Genomic DNA, 16610 nt, shown 5'->3' on the forward strand with positions numbered 1-16610 from the left:
TTAAAAATCTTATAAACATAATATATTAAAGTTAATATTGAGATATTAATATGCTAGAAACACTTTTAAAAATCTTATAAACATAATATATTAAAGTTAATATTGAGATATTAATATGCTAGAAACATTTTTAAAAACCTTATAAACGTAATATATTAAAGTTAATATTGAGATATTAATATGCTAGAAACACTTTTAAAAATCTTATAAACATAATATATTAAAGTTAATATTGAGATATTAATATGCTAGAAACACTTTTAAAAATCTTATAAACATAATATATTAAAGTTAATATTGAGATATTAATATGCTAGAAACATTTTTAAAAACCTTATAAACGTAATATATTAAAGTTAATATTGAGATATTAATATGCTAGAAACACCTAAATTACCTATGGGATATAAACCTTCTCAAGATGAAGAATATATGTGTCCTAATCACCTAGAATATTTTAGACAAAAACTTTTAAGATGGAAAGAGGATTTATTAAAGGAATCTCAAGAGACTTTAAATAATTTAAAGGAAGAAAATTTAAAAGAATCCGATCTTAACGATTGTGCTACTCATGAAACAGAAAGAGCTTTTGAGCTTCGTAGTAGAAATAGATATTGTAAATTAATGAGTAAAATAGAAGAAGCATTATCACGTATTAAAAATGGGGAATATGGTTACTGTGAAGAAACAGGCGACCCAATAGGTATAAAAAGATTAGAAGCACGACCTATTGCTGCATTATGTATTGAAGCTCAAGAGCGTCATGAAAATTATGAGAGAAGTCATTTGGATGAGCCTGGGAATTAAGTAGTTAGGTAATTTATGTGTGTGGATCGCAGGAATCCAAAAACATTTAATGCCACCCCGTGGCTTGACCACGGGGTCTAGAAAAACAAATTATTATATTAATAATTTTAGTATTTTTAACTAGATTCCGCGATCAAGTCGCGGAATGACAATAATTCATTTTTGCAGGCATGACACTTGAACATCTAAAACCTAAAGAAGTTAGAGCATTTACTGTTTCAAATAAAGGTAATCCCATAACATTTGAATATGAGCCGGAAATAAATGAGATAAAAGCTTCTGCATAACCGGAAATTTTACATCCGCCTGCTTTATCTATTCCCTCATCCAAAGAACAATAAAAATTAATCTCTTCCTCACTTAATTTTTTGAACTTAACAATAGTCTGAACTATTTTTTTTCTAACTGTAAGCTGATCATTCTCTTTTTTGATAATACATAAACCGGTATAGACACGATGACGACGTCCGGATAACATCTTAATACAATTCTTGACTTCTTCATAAGTAGTAGCTTTCGGCAATATTCTTCTACCTACTGCCGCTACGGTATCGGCAGCTATAATTATAGCTGATTCCTCTATTTGAGATGCAATTTTTATAGCTTTTTCGTAAGCAAGTCTCATGGCTAAGGGAGCGGGTAATTCACGCAAATTAGGTGTTTCGTCTATATCTGTCGGAATAATTTGTGAAGGGATAATTTTGATTCTGTTTAGTAACTCAATTCTTGCAGGAGAGCTTGATGCTAATATAATCGGTAGGTTTTTTCTGTTCTGCTTCATACTTATAAAGACTAGTGACGATGAATCACACGACCCTTAGTTAAATCATAAGGAGTCATTTCTACTATCACTTTATCTCCTAGTAATATTCTGATACGATTTTTACGCATCCTACCGGAAGTATGAGCAATAATTACATGATCATTCTCAAGCTTTACTCTGAAAGTAGCATTAGGTAAAAGTTCAAGTACTGTACCTGTAAACTGAATGAGGTCGTCTTTTGACATTATAATTTATGTTTTTATGGTCGGGGCGGAGAGATTCGAACTCCCGACCCTCTGGTCCCAAACCAGATGCGCTACCAGGCTGCGCTACGCCCCGATAATTAATTATGTCTATACTATATACTCTATTATTCGTAGCAAATCAATTTGTTTATGTAAAAATTTATAGATTTTACCTAGAAAAAGTGGTTTTGTTAGGTTCTAAGCGTCATTGTGTCAGTCCTGTGGCTTTGTATGGCCCTTATGTTCATGCCCGTGGAAGCGGGAATCCAGTCTTTTTTGCTGTCATACTGTGACTTGACCCCGATCTTGTATAACAGACTGTGTCCTGAGGTCCCGCAATCAAGTTGCGGGATGACATTAAAGATTACTGGATTTCTGCTTTCGCAGGAATGATATAAGAGGTACAAAAATTAATAAAGTTTTGCAGTTTTCACTAAGAAGCTAAAATAGATAGGTTTTACCCTTGTATTTCTTAAGTTTTATATACGATTTACCGAATTTCTATAAAAAGTACATAAAGTTTAATTTATTTCAAGCAAGAAAAAGTAATCATAAGTTAGAAAAATTAAGCCCAAATTTAGGAGATATTATGTCAACGATAAAAAATTTAATACAAAAAGGCATGTTTGCATCAATTGCGGCATTGATGCTTGCTAGCACTAGTGCCCTTGGTACTGCTATAACCGAATCGTAACAGTAGGGGGTAGCTCAGTAGCTGATGGTAGTGCTTTTGGCGGAGGAGCATATGTACCAGGTTCATTTATAATCCTTGGCGAAGTAAATAATTTTACTGCAGATGTGCCAGCAATTCCTGCTATATATTTAGATACCTTTAATAATGCAACAATGACTGTGCCAAATAACATAACTCTTGGACCGGTTATACCTGTTGATCTTACTAAAGAAAATGTCGGGCGTGTTGTAGATGTCCCTAACGCTATAAACATCACTTTAACAGGTACGCCAGTTACAAATGCACAAGCACTTGCAACGGTTCCTCCTTTTGCTCCAGGACCAGGAGAAGCACCAGGGAATACTTACTATTTTAACAGCTTTAATTTTAACGATTTAGCTAGTACTTTGATTTTTCAGGCTACACATCACTTTTTCCTCCTACTGGTGATAATAGAATCGCCTTTATCTCAGGTCCAGGTAGTATAGTAACTTCTGTTCAAGGCCAGGCAGATCTTACATTACAGATTGACACTGACTTTCAATTTAAACAGCCAAGTTGGATTAAGGCAAAAATTTTTAATAGTGCAAATAATCAGCTACTTAATTTTGCTACTGATACTTCACCAGCCTCAGGTCTTTACGTTAATGAAGTTATGGATATACAACCTATAGAAAATAGTATCAAGTTTGGCGGCCAAAATGCTACTTATGACGTAAGTAATGAATCGCCAAATGCTGAAGAATTTGTGGCTAGCTTCAGCCTAGTTCCAGCAAATGATGTAGATGGTCAATTAAGAGTACACGTGGCTTCCGGTAGCCGAGAAATTGCACTTAATGCAGATAGCAGTAATGGAACAGGAGGGACAATTTAACACAACAGTTATTACAGGACAGACTGATTTTAAAGGGTCTGCAGGTACGGTTAACGTTAATGATACCGGTACTTTAGCAGCAGTGACAAGTAGTGCAGCAACTAACAGTAATTTAGTATTTTTAGGAGGCGGTAACGTTACCGGAGTCATAAATAATATTGGAGCAATTATTGTTAATGGTTATCTTGCAAAAAAGTATATCCGCTACTTCTTTAACACTTGGTAACAATGCTGTAGCGAATTTACAAGACTCGCTTACAACAAGCGGTAACGTGGATTTTACCAATGGCGGTGTTTTAGAGTTTTCGGGAGCAAATCCTGCAGGTTATTTACTTAACAGCCAAATCAAAAACGGGAACACAGGAACATTAAACGTTTATACTACCGGTACTACTTTAATGGCTACTGATTCAAGTATAGGTATGGTAAACACAATTAATATCGGGCAGGGAAATGCAGTTGCAGCATTTACGATAGATGTATCTAACAAGGCTTTAACGCTAGGAAGTGCTATTAATTTGAATAATACTAAATCCGTATTTGGTTTAACTACTAGCAAAAATCAACAAGTTACCTTTATGATATAGTGTCGATGGTTTTGCCGGTGGAGGCGGTAGCGTCAATTTAAGTAGTACTTCTAGTACTATACCTAATAACAATTTGTTAACTTTGCAGGGTAATTTGGGTAATGAAACTCTTGGCACAAAGGCAAATCCCCTTGCTGTTATAAATGTTAGTGGTAATGTCGGCGTTGTTGGTACTAATGCTACGTTAGGTACAAATGGACTTGATGTGAGTAATACAGCAGTGCTTAATATTGCTGCTGGTGGGGTTTTTGCCGATGCATCACTTACCTCGGCTAAGATTGCCAAAATTAATATCGGTGAGGTTAATGCTGGACCAGCCGTTTATGCCCTTGATGCATTAAACGGTGATTTTCCATTAGATGCACCAGGTGTTACATTCGTGAATCCCGCATCTGTTTTAAAGTTAATGACTACCGTAGCTAGTGGCAAGAACAGTACTATAGAGTTAACAGGTAATATAGAGCAAGTTATTCCAAATACCGGTGTAGTTGAGATAAATGCAAGAAATATTAATACCAAGTTAACAATAGATGGTATGGCTAATAAGTATGCTATCGGAACAAAAGCAAATCCGGTGAGTAAAGTACAACTTACAGGGTATGGAACACTGGTAATAACTGCTCTTAATACCCCAAATATCGACGTATCCGTTGCAAAAGTTGCTATAGGATCAAGTTTGGATCAAATGTTTTTTTCTCGACTCCTTCCGGTCCTATTAATAGCGAGCTTGGGGCTGTAAAGATTGACGGTAATATGAATTGCCAAAATAATGCTGGTACCGCAATATTTGCTAGTGATATAGAAAATAATATAACATCAGCTATTACCGGTAATATAACAAGTACCGGAGGTACTAACGGTACTATAGGTACAGTTGACGGTAACGGAAACTCAACGAATACAATTACGAACCTTGCAATGTTAAAAGCGGGTGTTGACAACAGCACCGTTACGATTAACGCCGGCGGTAATATGTCAATTGCTGAAATCCAAGGAACCGGCACGGGTAATATAGTGTTTACTCAAGTAACTAATTTAACCGGTGGTATTAACATCACATGTGGTAAAGCTGTGGATTTAATGTTTACCGGTCCAAGCAGCGTTAGTGGAGCTATAGGTAGCAGTACTTCAAAAGTGGGTGATATAACTATTAGCGGTGATGTATTAAATTGTACCGAAGGTATTAATGCAGGATATGTAATATTAATAAATGGTGGCGACATAAAATTTAAGGGAACAACGAATAGTTTAGATATTTCTGAATGATCAAGCTTTTCTCTTTTTGCTTTTAAATCCTGAGTATAGAGCATGGTAATTTTTGATGAATTTACCGCTATTACTTATTCCGGTAGTATAGGTACTAAAGGAATGGTCGATATAGTTCAAATAGACGGGGGTGATGTTACAATTCAAGGTACCGTGAAAACAGGCTCGATTTCATTTACTACTGCTCAGTCTGCAACTTTAAGCCTTAATAATACAAGTATAATAAATGAATCAATTACGACCACAGGTAATAAAATCCATACTCTTGCAATATCAAATGATTTAACAACTGGAGCTAGCGGTAGTGGTTCAGTAGGTTCAGACTCAACTCACCTTAAAACCTTTCAGTTCAACGGTGTAGACAGTAAAATCACAATCGATAGCGAAGATTTTTACTCGAGTATAACAACCAAGACTAATAATCAAGGTACGGCAATATTTAACGCTAATAATGGTTTGACCGATGATTTAGGCGGTGAGAATTTAAACCTTAAACTAGTTCAGTAGTAATAAAGGCACAGTAAAAGGGGATAGCTATGCTAAAGATATTACTATTGATGCCGGTAAATCAGCAGTATTTACCGGTTATAACAGTATAAGTTTAGACATTTCGTCAGCCACGGTCGGCGGTGTTAAAGTGCCAAGAGCAACAACAAAATTTCATTACAAAACAGAAATTGTTTCAGAGAACTTCAAAGGGAGCAGCAGCAACTCTTCAGCGGAATACACTAATGCTGCACTTGTACAAGCACCGATTAACTGCGGTAGTCATAAATTCGATGATGATGTATGGTTACAAAAAGCGGTAATAGGCACTAATGCTATTACTTTTGCACCGAAGAAAACCGCTTTTATTGAATCGGATTTAGGAGCAAATACTATAAGTTGCCGATCAAGCAACAATGATGTTTACCTGTGATAATACTAGTGTAAATGTCGGGGGCAATATCTCAGGAAGTAATATAACTTTCGATCTTGAATAATAAAGTTACTTATACAGGCTCTGCTACTCCTACCGGTGAGCTTATTATAAATGTCTTCTATGATACTATAAATGCAGGGTAAACAGGCAATGCTAATAGCAATCAAGTAGTTGGGGGTTATAAATGATCTATGGAAAGAAACTTCATTTGCACCGATGGCAGGAATCAGGCTTACTAAGATTAAAGATTCCGGTTATCAGGAATACGGTACTTCTTTCCAAAAACTAACTATTCAGAAACGTCAATATAACAAGGTTGAAGGTATACTCGGCGGTGAAATTAAGACAACCTACTATAAGGATGAATTCATAATTAGACCGCAAATTCATGCCTTTATTAATTACGATTTCAAAGGTAAAACACCGGCAATCGTTGCAGATCTTAACAGTCTTAATGAGCCTCTACCGGTACCGCCACCTAAACCTACTAAAATGCTATATGATTTAGGGGCAGGTGCAGTAATTAAGAAGGGTAGAATGGAGTACGGAGTGCATTACAGTCGGAACTTAGCTAAAAAATACCATGCCCAGTTCGGTACGCTAAGACTTAAAGTAAACTTCTAAAAACCCGCATCAATTAAGAATAAGGATTTTAAAATCCTTATTCTTAATTACACACCGAATAGCGGATTACTATATAATCAGCTGTTTGCATAAAATTAAATAATAAGTTGAATTTATATAAGGATTATTACATTAATATTTGTAATTATTTTTCAGGAACTGCGATAGTTTTTATGGTAATTGCATGTAGTTTTTTATTTAATATTTCAGACAGGGCGTTTTTTACTAATTTATGTTGATTAATTAAAGAAAGTCCATTAAATTGAACGTCTGATATTTCTAAGGCATAATGGTCTTGATCTCCTACTAAATCAGTAATTTTCATTGTACTGTTCGGAAATGATTCTTTAAGTATTTTTTCTAACTCTTCTACAGATATTGCCATTATTTTATCAATATTAATTTAAGTATTAATTAAGGTTTTTTTTCTTAAAGTAAAGCTTTATGTGAATTTTTATTATAGAATTTTAAACATTCATTGATAAAATCGACTCTTATGCATATAATAATTAATATTATTATGTCATTTATTAATTATTATGAAAAAAGAAACTGAAGAATTAAAATTATTTATCTTAGAATGTTTAAGTGAGAAAAAAGCAGAAGATATTGAGATAATTGATTTAACAGGAAAACATAAATTAGCCGATTATATTATATTTGCTAGCGGTCGTTCGACTAAAAATGTTGGAGCAATTGCTGAATATGTAGCTTTAGAATTAAAAAATAATGCTGGTATAAATAGTAATATTGAGGGGCTTGGTAAATCAGAATGGGTACTAATAGATGCAGGTACTATTTTAATTAATATTTTTTATCCTGAAGTACGGGAGCATTTTAAGTTAGAAGAAATTTGGAAAAGATGAACGATCATATTCTTATTAACGTTATAATTTTACTCGGTACTGCGGTTTTTATCGTGGCTATACTTAAGCGTCTTAGATTAAGTCCGGTACTTGGTTACTTAATTGCCGGAGCTGCAATAGGTGATCACGGTTTAAAAATCGTAACATATGACCAAACTAAGTTACTAGGTGAACTTGGTGTAGTATTTCTATTATTTGCGATAGGACTTGAGTTATCCTTCGAGCGATTAAAAGCTATGAGACGATATGTATTTGGTCTCGGTAGTTTGCAAGTTTTAACAACCGCTATAGTAATTGCCGGTGCAATGGTGCTTATAGACGGCAATAGTAGTGCGGCTATTATTACCGGCGGTGGTCTGGCCCTTTCATCTACGGCACTTGTTATGCAGGTTATTGAGGAAAATCGTAGTCAATCAACGCAAATAGGAAGAGTTTCTTTAGCTATTCTGTTACTACAAGATTTGGCCGTAGTGCCATTGCTTGTGATAGTTCCGTTACTTGTCGGTAACAATAAAGCCTCGCTTGCAGCGGCTCTTGGTATTGCACTCTTAAAAGCCGTAATGGCCTTACTTACAATATTTATTGTCGGTCGTGTTTTTCTTCGTCCTGTATTTTCATTCATTTCATCAGAAAGTAATAATGCAAGCGAGTTACCTATTTCGATGACTTTGTTAATAGTACTTTCTGCTGCTTGGGCTACCGAAACATTTGGTTTATCTTTAGCTCTAGGAGCATTTGTTGCCGGAGTATTAGTTGCGGAAACTGAATTTAGATTGCAGGCAGAGGAAAGTATTTATCCTTTCAAAAGTTTATTTTTAGGATTGTTTTTCATGACCGTGGGTATGAATATCGATGCCCTAGAAATGTATGAAAAAATATCTCATATTCTTACTTTATCTATTGCTTTAATAGGTATAAAAACCTTAATCATAACGGCTTTTTGTATTTTATTCGGTTTTAATAAAGGAGTTGCTTTTTATTCAGGCTTATTATTATCGCAAGGCGGAGAGTTTGGTTTTATATTATTCAGTTTAGGTAAAGATAGTGGAGTATTAGAAGAAAGTACTGCCGATATATTATTACTCGTAGTTACTTTTACTATGGCACTTACTCCATTACTCGCAGCTTTAGGACAAAAGATTGCCGAGAAAGTTGATAAAGGACTTGGTAAAACTCCGACTCAAATGATTGAGCTTGGGGCAAGAGATTTAACAAACCATATTATTATTGCCGGACTCGGTAATACCGGTAAAATGGTAGCAAGAGTTTTGGAAGCGGAAGGTATAAGTTACGTAATACTTGATTTAGATGATGATAGAGTAAAAGAAGAGCTATCAAACGGTTTGCCGGTTTTTAAAGGTGATGTATCGCAAGCCGATACTTTAAAGGCATTAGGTACGGAAAGAGCATTCGCTATAATACTTACTATGAATAATCAAGTAACTATCAAGAAATCGCTTAAAACAATTAGCGGTAATTATCAGGATATACCGGTTGTCGTTAAGTTAAAAAATTTAAAAAATGCTAGAGAGTTTTATGATTTAGGTGCCACAACTATTATTCCAGAAAGTTATGAGACTGGATTACAAATAGGTGGAACAGTCCTAAAAAATATAGGTATTAGCGAGCAGGAAATTAATAGAATAAAAGTACAATTTAGGCTTGGTAATTATATAATAGAAAAAAAAGAGGATGCTTTATCTGAAGCGGAAGATAATGATTAAAATTCTTATTACTTTAATTATTGTAATATTATCAACAACAATTAATGCCGATAATAAAAAATTGCCTATTCCGAGATTTGTTTCAATAAAATCTAATGAAGTAAATGCAAGGAGCGGACCAACTACTAAATCTACCGTAGAATGGGTTTTTGTTAAAAAAGGCGAACCGGTAGAAATAACTGCAGAGTACAAGCAATGGCGACAAGTACGTGACATTAACGGTGAAGGCGGTTGGATACATTCAAGCGTTTTATCAGGTAAAAGATCAGTAGTTATTACTTCTGATAAGGAAATAGAACTTACCAAATCCGCAGACCCTAAAAGCCGAGTTATAGCAAAATTAATGCCAAAAGTTCGTTGTAGTTTAAAAAAATGTAAAGAACAATTCTGCCAAATTACATGTAAGGATTACACAGGTTGGATTTTCAAGAAAGTAATTTGGGGAGTGTATGATGATAATGATAGGTATTAATAGGCTTCTTGCATAACCTCCTTCTAAAGGTAATTTGTACGTCAATCCGGTACTCGCATCCTCACGCACTTTTATGTACGCTACAGTGCTGTGTTCCGTGTTTTCTTCAAGTTCCTCTTTATTAAGATAGGTGATGCAAGAAGCCTAGTACCGATAATAAATTGTAAAAGTAATTTACTATTTGAAGTTAATTTGCTATGTATAAAAATTCACCAAAGATATTTAGACGGTACAAATGATGTCGCATTTAAAAAATTATTTAGCGCTAAAGTAAAATTAATAAATTTATTGAACTCTCTTCTTAGGTTATCGCAAGGAGATAGAATCATAGATTTAAGCTATATAACTACTGAACAGTTAACTTTATTTCTTGAAGGGCAAAGAAGTTTGTTCGATCTACAAGTTAAAGATGAAACCGGTAGATAGTATATAATCGAGATGCAGCGTAAAATGGAGAAAGATTATCTTAATAGAACGCAGCTTTACAGTTGTTATACCTACGTTAGTCAAATTAAGAAGGGTATGAAACATAAGGATTTATTGCCGGTAGTAATAATTTCTATCATAGGAGCAAAAGCTTTGCCTGATGAATTGCCGTATATTAGCTATCATCATATAAAAATATAAAAGAAAGTAATACCCATAAACAATATTTGTTTTCATTAACTTATGTATTTATTGAACTAGGGAAGTTTAAAAAAAATGATCTTAAAGATGATACCGATGAATGGTTGCATTTATTAAAATATGCTTCGCAAGAATAAGAACCGCCAAAAGAGATTAAAAATGAAATTGTGTTATCGGCATATGCAAGTTTAGAGCAATATAAATGGACAGAACAGGAGCATGATGATTATTTTAGAGCTGAAATGGCTATATAAAAAGAAATAGACAAGTTTGAAGAAAAGTTTAATGCCGGGATGGAGAAGGGCATAGAGAAAGAGAAAATTGAAACTGCAAAAGAAATGCTAATAGAGAATGAACCTATAGAAAAAATAGCACGATATACTAAGCTTACAATAGAAGAAATAAAAAAGCTAAAAGCAGAAAAATATAAAGTATAGATATTTAAATGAAAACCACCTTACCCGAACGTTCTCTTAAAATTAGAGCAAGGCTTAATTTTATAGTGCAGCAGATTTTAGATATTGCACAGGAAAAATCGCTATGATTTCTTGTACGGCTCTTTTGCTGGAGGAGATTGGGTACGTGATCTACCTTACGGCTATCATAGCGATACTGATATAATTCTGAAAAAAGGTAAATATAAAGGATACACTGCTTTAAGATTAAAAGATAATATATATATAAGATTAGAAAACACAGGAATAATAAACCCTAAGCAAATTATTCCGTATGATTCAAGAATATCGATAATTCTAGAGTCAATAGAGGAAATAAGTAGGCAGTTAGAAAAAGGACGTTATTTTTATACCGATATAAAAAAAGAAGGTATTCTTTTATATGATAGTGGTGAATTTATACTTAGCGAGGCTAAAGATTTACCTTGGAGCGAGATGAAAGACATCGCTAAAGATTATTATGAATATTGTGGTTTGGTAGAGGTAAAGGTTTTTTAAAAGGGGCAACTACTTATTTAAACGATTTGGAGTATGCTTTTTATCAGCCTTTGCCCTTCATCAAGCTACGGAAAGTCTTTACAGTACTATTTTATTAGTTTTCTCAAACTACAAACCTAAATTACATAATTTACAAGAACTAGGTAGCATGGCAGGAAATTATGACAATGAATTATGGAGTGTATTTCTTCAATTAACCGAAGAACAAAAAAAGTGTTTTGAGCTTCTTGAAAAAGCTTATGTTGATGCAAGATATGATAAAAACTATAAAATTACTAAAGAACAGCTGCTTTGTCTTATTGAAAGAATGACGGGGGCTTTTAAAGATATCTATAGTTATTGAGCAAGGCCCATCAAGGTTTTAGTTTAAAGATTGATATAAATATAGTATAATATAAAACTTTTTATAGTATATTCGATGAACTGCAAAAATTGGCTGAGTCGTTCTACAAGAGCTTCGGTTCTCGTGTATTACGTTACAGCTCATCTTGCCTTGTGAACTCTTCGCTCTTTTTGCAGTTGATCTTCGTATACTAGGCTTTTAGTTTAAAGATATATATAGAAAATTATGAGTAAGAAACTTTATATTAAGACCTACGGATGTCAGATGAATGTTTATGACTCCGTTAAGATGCAGGATTTGCTTTATCCCTTTGGCTATGAACCTACTGAAAATATTGAAGAAGCAGATGTTATTATTCTAAATACTTGTCATATCAGAGAGAAAGCAGCCGAGAAAACTTATTCTGAACTCGGTCGTATTAAGAAACTACAAGATACCAGAACAAAACAAGGTTTAAGTTCTGCAATAATAGTTGTATCCGGTTGTGTTGCACAGGCGGAAGGGGAGGAGATTTTTACAAGAACTCCTTATGTTGATATTGTTGTCGGTCCGCAATCTTATTATAACCTACCGGAATTAATCTCAAAAGTCGTTAGACACGAAAAGCACTTAATCGATCTTGATTTTGTTGAAGAAGCAAAATTTGATCAGCTACCTGAGCAATTATATTCGCAAGGAACAAGTGCCTTTATATCGGTACAGGAAGGGTGCGATAAATTTTGTACTTTCTGTGTAGTACCTTATACTAGAGGTGCTGAATTTTCAAGAAATGTAGAGCAGGTTTACAGAGAAGCACTAAAAGTAGTTAGTAGCGGTGCTAAAGAAATTATGTTACTTGGACAAAATGTCAATGCATATCATGGTAAAGGTCCTGCAGATAAAATATTTAGTCTAGCCGATTTACTCAAACATCTAGCACAAATTCCCAATTTAGAGAGATTACGTTATACCACCTCACACCCGATAGATATGAATGATGATCTAATAAAGCTGCACGGCACCGAACCTAAATTAATGCCGTTTCTACATCTACCGGTGCAGTCAGGTTCAAATAAAATATTAAAAGCCATGAACCGCAAACATGATTGGGAATATTATTTTGATATAATTAATCGCTTAAGAGAAGCAAGGCCCGATATAGTTTTATCATCTGATTTTATTGTCGGGTTTCCCGGTGAAACAGATGAAGATTTTGAGGATACGTTAGATTTGGTCCGCAGAGTAAAATACGGTCAGTGTTATTCGTTTAAATATAGCCCACGTCCCGGTACACCTGGTGCAACTAGAATCGACCAAATACCTGAACATATAAAATCAGAGAGATTAACTATATTACAACAAGAACTCATGGCTCAGCAACTAGCTTTTAATGCAAGTTGTGTTGGTAGTACTATGAAAGTTCTATTTGATCGCAATGGTAAATTCGACGACCAGATAATAGGTAAAACTCCATACATGCAGTCCGTATATATCCAAAACCCTAATAAATCTTTACTTGGTAAAATCATTGATGTAAAAATTACTAAGGCTTCACTTAATAGTTTAACTGGCGAAATATTATAAGTCATGTATAAATCTCTTCTTTTTTGTTTAAAAATTTTTGTCTTCCTTATTTTAGTAGGTTGCGGGATTACTGCTTATATAATATACCACTATTCACGTGATTTGCCTGATTACTCACAGCTTGCACGTTATTATCCACCGTCGGTAACGCGTATTTATTCCCGTGACGGCAAATTAATGGAGGAGTACGCTTTTGAACGTCGTGTATTTGTACCGATTAATAGCGTACCGAGTTCGCTAATAGAAAGTTTTATTGCAGCTGAGGATAAGAATTTCTATAACCATCCCGGCGTTGATTTGCTTGGAATAGTTAGAGCGGCATTTTTAAACATATCTAATTATTTACATCATAGGCGTATGGAAGGAGCGTCTACCATTACTCAGCAAGTGGTTAAAAATTTTCTGCTAACTAACGAAGTTTCTCTTGAACGTAAGATTAAAGAAGCGATTCTTTCTTATATGATTTCAAAAGTATTTACTAAGGATCAAATTTTAGAATTATATCTTAATCAAACATTTTTTGGTCGTGGTGTATACGGTGTTGCGGCAGCTGCACAAAATTATTTTAATAAATCCGTAGAGGAACTTACTATTGCAGAATCAGCTTTTATTGCGGCACTGCCTAAAGCCCCTTCCGAACTTAATCCTGAGAGAAACTATGCTAAAGTAAAAGCTCGTCGTGATTACGTAATAGCACGTATGTTTGAAGATGGTTATATAACAAGAGACGCTGCGAAAGAAGCTATGGATAGCCCGATAGTTTTACGTAAACGAGCTAAGGAAGACACTGTTACGGCAGATTATTATGCTGCACAGGTCAGAGAAGAAGTAATTAGGATGTTAAATAGTAAGGAAGAATTTTATACCGGAGGTCTTACTATCATTACTTCTTTAGATGCAAAGATGCAGCAATTAGCTGAAAACTCTCTAAGAAAAGGTCTAAGGGAGTTTGATAGAAGGCGTGGTTTTAGAAAGCCTATAGCTAATATTTCTCTTGATCATTGGCAAGGAGAGCTAAAAAAACTACCGACTCCTCCATCGCTTTTAGAGTATAAATTAGCTGTAGTTCTAGATGTAGCCGATAATCATGTAGAGATTGGACTTATAGACGGCAGCAAATCTAAGATGCCTATTGCTGAAATGAAATGGGCAAGAAGTAATCTTAAATCAGTTAAGACCTTGCTTAAAAAAGGTGATGTGATAGTGGTTGAGGCTATAAAAGAGGGGTATGCTCTTCGTCAGATTCCTGAAGTAAACGGTGCTATTATGGTTATGAACCCAAATACCGGACAGGTACTTGCAAGCGTCGGCGGTTATGATTTTTCCACAAGTAAATTTGATAGAGTAACTCAAGCACTGCGTCAACCCGGTTCTTTGAGTAAAACCTTTGTGTATTTAGCAGCTCTTGAAAATGGTGTTAAGCCGAATCAGATTTTTAATGATGGACCTATTGAGATTTCGCAAGGTCCAGGGATGCCTAGTTGGCGTCCTAAAAATTATGAGGGTAAGTTTTTAGGTGAAATCACTATGCGTACTGGTCTTGAAAAATCTCGTAATCTTATAACCGTAAGAGTTGCAACTGCCGTAGGACTTACAAAAATCGTTGATATAATTAAGCGTTTCGGTATTAATAATGAACCAAAAAAAGTTTACTCTATGGTACTTGGTTCAATTGAAACCACACTTAGCAGAATGACTAATGCTTATGCAATTATTGCTAACGGCGGTAAAAAAGTGGAGCCTCATTTTGTAGAATTAATTAAAGATCGTAACGGTAAAATTATTTATAGGCGAGATGATAGAGAATGTCTTGCTTGTAATGTTTCGGATAGTAATTTAGATACCGCAATATTAGAAATACCGAAAGAATATATCTATAGAGTTACGGATGAAGCTAGTGATTATCAAATTACTTCGTTTTTAACCGGAGCAATAGATAGAGGTACCGGTTATGCTGCGAAGAAGTTAGGGAAAATTATCGGCGGAAAAACCGGTACTAGTAACGATAGTAAAGATACATGGTTTATAGGTTTTACACCCAAAATAGTAGTTGGCAGTTATGTGGGTTATGATATACCGAAAGAGCTTGGAAAAAGAGCAACAGGTTCAAACGTAGTATTACCGATTTTTATTGATTTTATGAGTAATGCTTATAAGAATAAGCCATCGCTGCCTTTCAAAGTTCCAGATTCAATTAAGCTAATCGCCGTAGATAGAGCAACTGGTAAAATTACACCAAGCGGTACTGTTATAGAAGCATTTAAAGTAAATAATGTTCAGATGCTTGAGAATGAAGATATGATTGATAATCAAGATAATAATGATATTTTTGATTATGTACCGAGTAAGGAAGATCAATCTCAGGAAATTTACTAAACTGTATAATTAGTTTAAGCCAATGTCATCCCCTGTGCTCGATGTCATGCAACAAAACCACCTATTTTTATTTTAACCTATGAAAAAAATTATTTTATATCTCACTGCCCTAATATCACTTACTATACCTTTTATAACTCAAGCGGATTGTTTTTTAGTTAATGAAAATTATAAAACAAGAAGGTAATTGCAAGTCTCGTTATGCTCCATGCTCAACATTTAAAATTGCTATAAGTTTAATGGGTTATGATGATGGGTTTTTAATTGATGAAACTCATCCAAAATTACCTTTTAAAGAAGGATATGCTGACTATCTTGAAGTTTGGAAACAATCCCAAACACCTAAAGATTGGATGAAGAATAGCTGTGTTTGGTATTCTAAGATTATGACTAAAGAATTAGGTATTGAAAAATTTCGTGATTATGTAACATAATTTGATTATGGTAATCGTGATATTTCAGGAGGAGATAAAGGAAAGAATAACGGTTTAACTAATGCATGGCTTTCTAGTGCTTTAAAAATTTCACCGTAAGAACAATTAGCTTTTCTTCAGAAACTAGCAGAGAATAAATTGCCTGTAAGTGTTCAAGCCCAAGAAATGACTAAAAATATTTTGTTTATTGAAGATTTTGTAGATTGTTGGAAGCGTTACGGTAAAACCGGCAGCGGTAATAAACTTAGCCAAGATAGAACTGTAAAGTTAAAGGATCGTAAAATCGGATGGTTTATAGGTTGGCTACAAAAAAATGACAGAACAGTTTTCTTTGTACATTTCATTGAAGATAATAAAAATTATGATTCTTATGCAGGGCAACGTTCTAAAGAAGCAGCGAAAGAAAAGCTAAAAGAATTGATAAATAAAGAATTGAAATAAATCTCAATTTTTATTTTCGAGGAACAACCAACAGTGAATTTGCTATTGGT

The 16610-nt window shown here is 34.3% G+C and carries 22 protein-coding genes, 1 tRNA gene and 2 pseudogenes; 21 read left to right on the plus strand and 4 right to left on the minus strand.

Going from position 1 to position 16610, the window contains the following annotated elements:
• Positions 1-375 precede the first annotated feature (375 nt).
• Positions 376-807: an RNA polymerase-binding protein DksA gene (dksA, locus tag GCO76_RS05565; protein WP_014121122.1), complete on the plus strand. Its 432-nt coding sequence runs from the start codon at positions 376-378 to the stop codon at positions 805-807.
• Positions 808-940: 133 nt separating this feature from the next.
• On the opposite strand, the gene GCO76_RS05570 is transcribed toward dksA, so the two are convergent.
• The 3 genes from GCO76_RS05570 to GCO76_RS05580 form a co-directional block, all read right to left on the minus strand.
• Positions 941-1588, minus strand: coding sequence for a Maf family protein (locus GCO76_RS05570; protein WP_410956487.1), 648 nt, complete (start codon positions 1586-1588; stop codon positions 941-943).
• 11 nt (positions 1589-1599) lie between these two features.
• Complete coding sequence (gene infA, locus GCO76_RS05575) at positions 1600-1815, minus strand: translation initiation factor IF-1 (protein ID WP_410956488.1); 216 nt, start codon at positions 1813-1815, stop codon at positions 1600-1602.
• A gap of 17 nt (positions 1816-1832) precedes the next feature.
• Positions 1833-1909, minus strand: a tRNA-Pro gene (locus GCO76_RS05580).
• A 552-nt stretch (positions 1910-2461) separates the two neighbouring features.
• Between GCO76_RS05580 and GCO76_RS05585 the strand changes: the two are divergent.
• The 9 genes and pseudogenes from GCO76_RS05585 to GCO76_RS05625 all read left to right on the plus strand — a co-directional run bounded on the left by GCO76_RS05585 (position 2462) and on the right by GCO76_RS05625 (position 6761).
• Positions 2462-2708, plus strand: a pseudogene (locus GCO76_RS05585) (cell surface protein).
• Positions 2709-3143: 435 nt separating this feature from the next.
• Entirely contained in the window at positions 3144-3362 is a 219-nt protein-coding gene (locus GCO76_RS05590) for a dihydrolipoamide dehydrogenase (protein ID WP_410956489.1), read from the plus strand.
• Positions 3325-3588 (plus strand): hypothetical protein, encoded by a 264-nt coding sequence (locus tag GCO76_RS05595; protein WP_410956490.1) that lies wholly within the window; start codon positions 3325-3327, stop codon positions 3586-3588. Before GCO76_RS05590 ends, GCO76_RS05595 begins: the two co-directional genes overlap by 38 nt.
• Complete coding sequence (locus GCO76_RS05600) at positions 3548-3949, plus strand: hypothetical protein (protein ID WP_410956491.1); 402 nt, start codon at positions 3548-3550, stop codon at positions 3947-3949. The genes GCO76_RS05595 and GCO76_RS05600 overlap by 41 nt, the downstream gene beginning before the upstream one ends.
• A gap of 73 nt (positions 3950-4022) precedes the next feature.
• Positions 4023-4688, plus strand: coding sequence for a hypothetical protein (locus tag GCO76_RS05605; RefSeq protein WP_410956492.1), 666 nt, complete (start codon positions 4023-4025; stop codon positions 4686-4688).
• A 14-nt stretch (positions 4689-4702) separates the two neighbouring features.
• The gene (locus GCO76_RS05610; RefSeq protein ID WP_410956493.1) at positions 4703-5215 is read left to right on the plus strand and encodes a hypothetical protein; all 513 of its coding nucleotides are present in this window, start codon (positions 4703-4705) and stop codon (positions 5213-5215) included.
• Between the two features lie 42 nt (positions 5216-5257).
• A complete protein-coding gene (locus GCO76_RS05615) occupies positions 5258-5722 on the plus strand; it encodes a hypothetical protein (RefSeq protein WP_410956494.1) in 465 nt (154 codons plus the stop codon).
• Positions 5723-5852: 130 nt separating this feature from the next.
• Complete coding sequence (locus GCO76_RS05620) at positions 5853-6134, plus strand: hypothetical protein (protein WP_410956495.1); 282 nt, start codon at positions 5853-5855, stop codon at positions 6132-6134.
• Between the two features lie 174 nt (positions 6135-6308).
• A complete protein-coding gene (locus GCO76_RS05625; RefSeq protein ID WP_410956496.1) occupies positions 6309-6761 on the plus strand; it encodes an autotransporter outer membrane beta-barrel domain-containing protein in 453 nt (150 codons plus the stop codon).
• Between the two features lie 145 nt (positions 6762-6906).
• On the opposite strand, the gene GCO76_RS05630 is transcribed toward GCO76_RS05625, so the two are convergent.
• On the minus strand, positions 6907-7146 hold the full coding sequence (locus GCO76_RS05630) for a BolA/IbaG family iron-sulfur metabolism protein (RefSeq protein ID WP_012151363.1): 240 nt from the start codon (positions 7144-7146) through the stop codon (positions 6907-6909).
• Positions 7147-7300: 154 nt separating this feature from the next.
• Between GCO76_RS05630 and rsfS the strand changes: the two genes are divergently transcribed.
• From rsfS to GCO76_RS05685, 11 genes and pseudogenes are all read left to right on the plus strand, one after another.
• Positions 7301-7627 (plus strand): ribosome silencing factor, encoded by a 327-nt coding sequence (rsfS, locus tag GCO76_RS05635; protein ID WP_410956497.1) that lies wholly within the window; start codon positions 7301-7303, stop codon positions 7625-7627.
• Positions 7624-9351, plus strand: a complete 1728-nt coding sequence (locus tag GCO76_RS05640; RefSeq protein ID WP_410956498.1) for a cation:proton antiporter domain-containing protein — start codon at positions 7624-7626, stop codon at positions 9349-9351. Before rsfS ends, GCO76_RS05640 begins: the two co-directional genes overlap by 4 nt.
• Positions 9344-9823 carry an SH3 domain-containing protein gene (locus tag GCO76_RS05645; RefSeq protein ID WP_410956499.1) on the plus strand — a complete coding sequence of 160 codons (480 nt, stop codon included), beginning with the start codon at positions 9344-9346 and terminating at the stop codon, positions 9821-9823. The genes GCO76_RS05640 and GCO76_RS05645 overlap by 8 nt, the downstream gene beginning before the upstream one ends.
• Positions 9824-9913: 90 nt before the next feature.
• Positions 9914-10450, plus strand: a pseudogene (locus GCO76_RS05650) (Rpn family recombination-promoting nuclease/putative transposase).
• Positions 10451-10743: 293 nt separating this feature from the next.
• On the plus strand, positions 10744-10887 hold the full coding sequence (locus GCO76_RS05655) for a hypothetical protein (RefSeq protein WP_014014833.1): 144 nt from the start codon (positions 10744-10746) through the stop codon (positions 10885-10887).
• A gap of 84 nt (positions 10888-10971) precedes the next feature.
• Complete coding sequence (locus tag GCO76_RS05660) at positions 10972-11403, plus strand: hypothetical protein (RefSeq protein ID WP_410956500.1); 432 nt, start codon at positions 10972-10974, stop codon at positions 11401-11403.
• A gap of 88 nt (positions 11404-11491) precedes the next feature.
• The gene (locus GCO76_RS05665) at positions 11492-11746 is read left to right on the plus strand and encodes a HEPN domain-containing protein (protein ID WP_410956618.1); all 255 of its coding nucleotides are present in this window, start codon (positions 11492-11494) and stop codon (positions 11744-11746) included.
• A gap of 225 nt (positions 11747-11971) precedes the next feature.
• Positions 11972-13309, plus strand: coding sequence for a tRNA (N6-isopentenyl adenosine(37)-C2)-methylthiotransferase MiaB (gene miaB / locus GCO76_RS05670; RefSeq protein WP_410956501.1), 1338 nt, complete (start codon positions 11972-11974; stop codon positions 13307-13309).
• Between the two features lie 3 nt (positions 13310-13312).
• A complete protein-coding gene (locus GCO76_RS05675; RefSeq protein ID WP_410956502.1) occupies positions 13313-15685 on the plus strand; it encodes a penicillin-binding protein 1A in 2373 nt (790 codons plus the stop codon).
• Between the two features lie 161 nt (positions 15686-15846).
• On the plus strand, positions 15847-16119 hold the full coding sequence (locus GCO76_RS05680; protein WP_410956503.1) for a penicillin-binding transpeptidase domain-containing protein: 273 nt from the start codon (positions 15847-15849) through the stop codon (positions 16117-16119).
• A gap of 165 nt (positions 16120-16284) precedes the next feature.
• Positions 16285-16560: a penicillin-binding transpeptidase domain-containing protein gene (locus GCO76_RS05685; protein WP_209445207.1), complete on the plus strand. Its 276-nt coding sequence runs from the start codon at positions 16285-16287 to the stop codon at positions 16558-16560.
• The last annotated feature ends 50 nt before the right edge of the window (positions 16561-16610 follow it).

The sequence above is a fragment of the Rickettsia koreansis genome, assembly GCF_046532895.1.
Taxonomy (GTDB): Bacteria; Pseudomonadota; Alphaproteobacteria; order Rickettsiales; family Rickettsiaceae; genus Rickettsia; species Rickettsia rickettsii.

Bases quoted from the DNA above. Each gene is read 5' to 3' on its own strand.
- dksA (WP_014121122.1), top strand. From the start codon at position 376: ATGCTAGAAACACCTAAATTACCTATGGGATATAAACCTTCTCAAGAT.
- GCO76_RS05570 (WP_410956487.1), bottom strand. From the start codon at position 1,588: ATGAAGCAGAACAGAAAAAACCTACCGATTATATTAGCATCAAGCTCT.
- infA (WP_410956488.1), bottom strand. From the start codon at position 1,815: ATGTCAAAAGACGACCTCATTCAGTTTACAGGTACAGTACTTGAACTT.
- GCO76_RS05590 (WP_410956489.1), top strand. From the start codon at position 3,144: ATGGATATACAACCTATAGAAAATAGTATCAAGTTTGGCGGCCAAAAT.
- GCO76_RS05595 (WP_410956490.1), top strand. From the start codon at position 3,325: ATGCAGATAGCAGTAATGGAACAGGAGGGACAATTTAACACAACAGTT.
- GCO76_RS05610 (WP_410956493.1), top strand. From the start codon at position 4,703: ATGAATTGCCAAAATAATGCTGGTACCGCAATATTTGCTAGTGATATA.
- GCO76_RS05615 (WP_410956494.1), top strand. From the start codon at position 5,258: ATGGTAATTTTTGATGAATTTACCGCTATTACTTATTCCGGTAGTATA.
- GCO76_RS05630 (WP_012151363.1), bottom strand. From the start codon at position 7,146: ATGGCAATATCTGTAGAAGAGTTAGAAAAAATACTTAAAGAATCATTT.
- rsfS (WP_410956497.1), top strand. From the start codon at position 7,301: ATGAAAAAAGAAACTGAAGAATTAAAATTATTTATCTTAGAATGTTTA.
- GCO76_RS05640 (WP_410956498.1), top strand. From the start codon at position 7,624: ATGAACGATCATATTCTTATTAACGTTATAATTTTACTCGGTACTGCG.
- GCO76_RS05645 (WP_410956499.1), top strand. From the start codon at position 9,344: ATGATTAAAATTCTTATTACTTTAATTATTGTAATATTATCAACAACA.
- GCO76_RS05655 (WP_014014833.1), top strand. From the start codon at position 10,744: ATGGAGAAGGGCATAGAGAAAGAGAAAATTGAAACTGCAAAAGAAATG.
- miaB (WP_410956501.1), top strand. From the start codon at position 11,972: ATGAGTAAGAAACTTTATATTAAGACCTACGGATGTCAGATGAATGTT.
- GCO76_RS05675 (WP_410956502.1), top strand. From the start codon at position 13,313: ATGTATAAATCTCTTCTTTTTTGTTTAAAAATTTTTGTCTTCCTTATT.
- GCO76_RS05680 (WP_410956503.1), top strand. From the start codon at position 15,847: ATGAAAATTATAAAACAAGAAGGTAATTGCAAGTCTCGTTATGCTCCA.
- GCO76_RS05685 (WP_209445207.1), top strand. From the start codon at position 16,285: ATGACTAAAAATATTTTGTTTATTGAAGATTTTGTAGATTGTTGGAAG.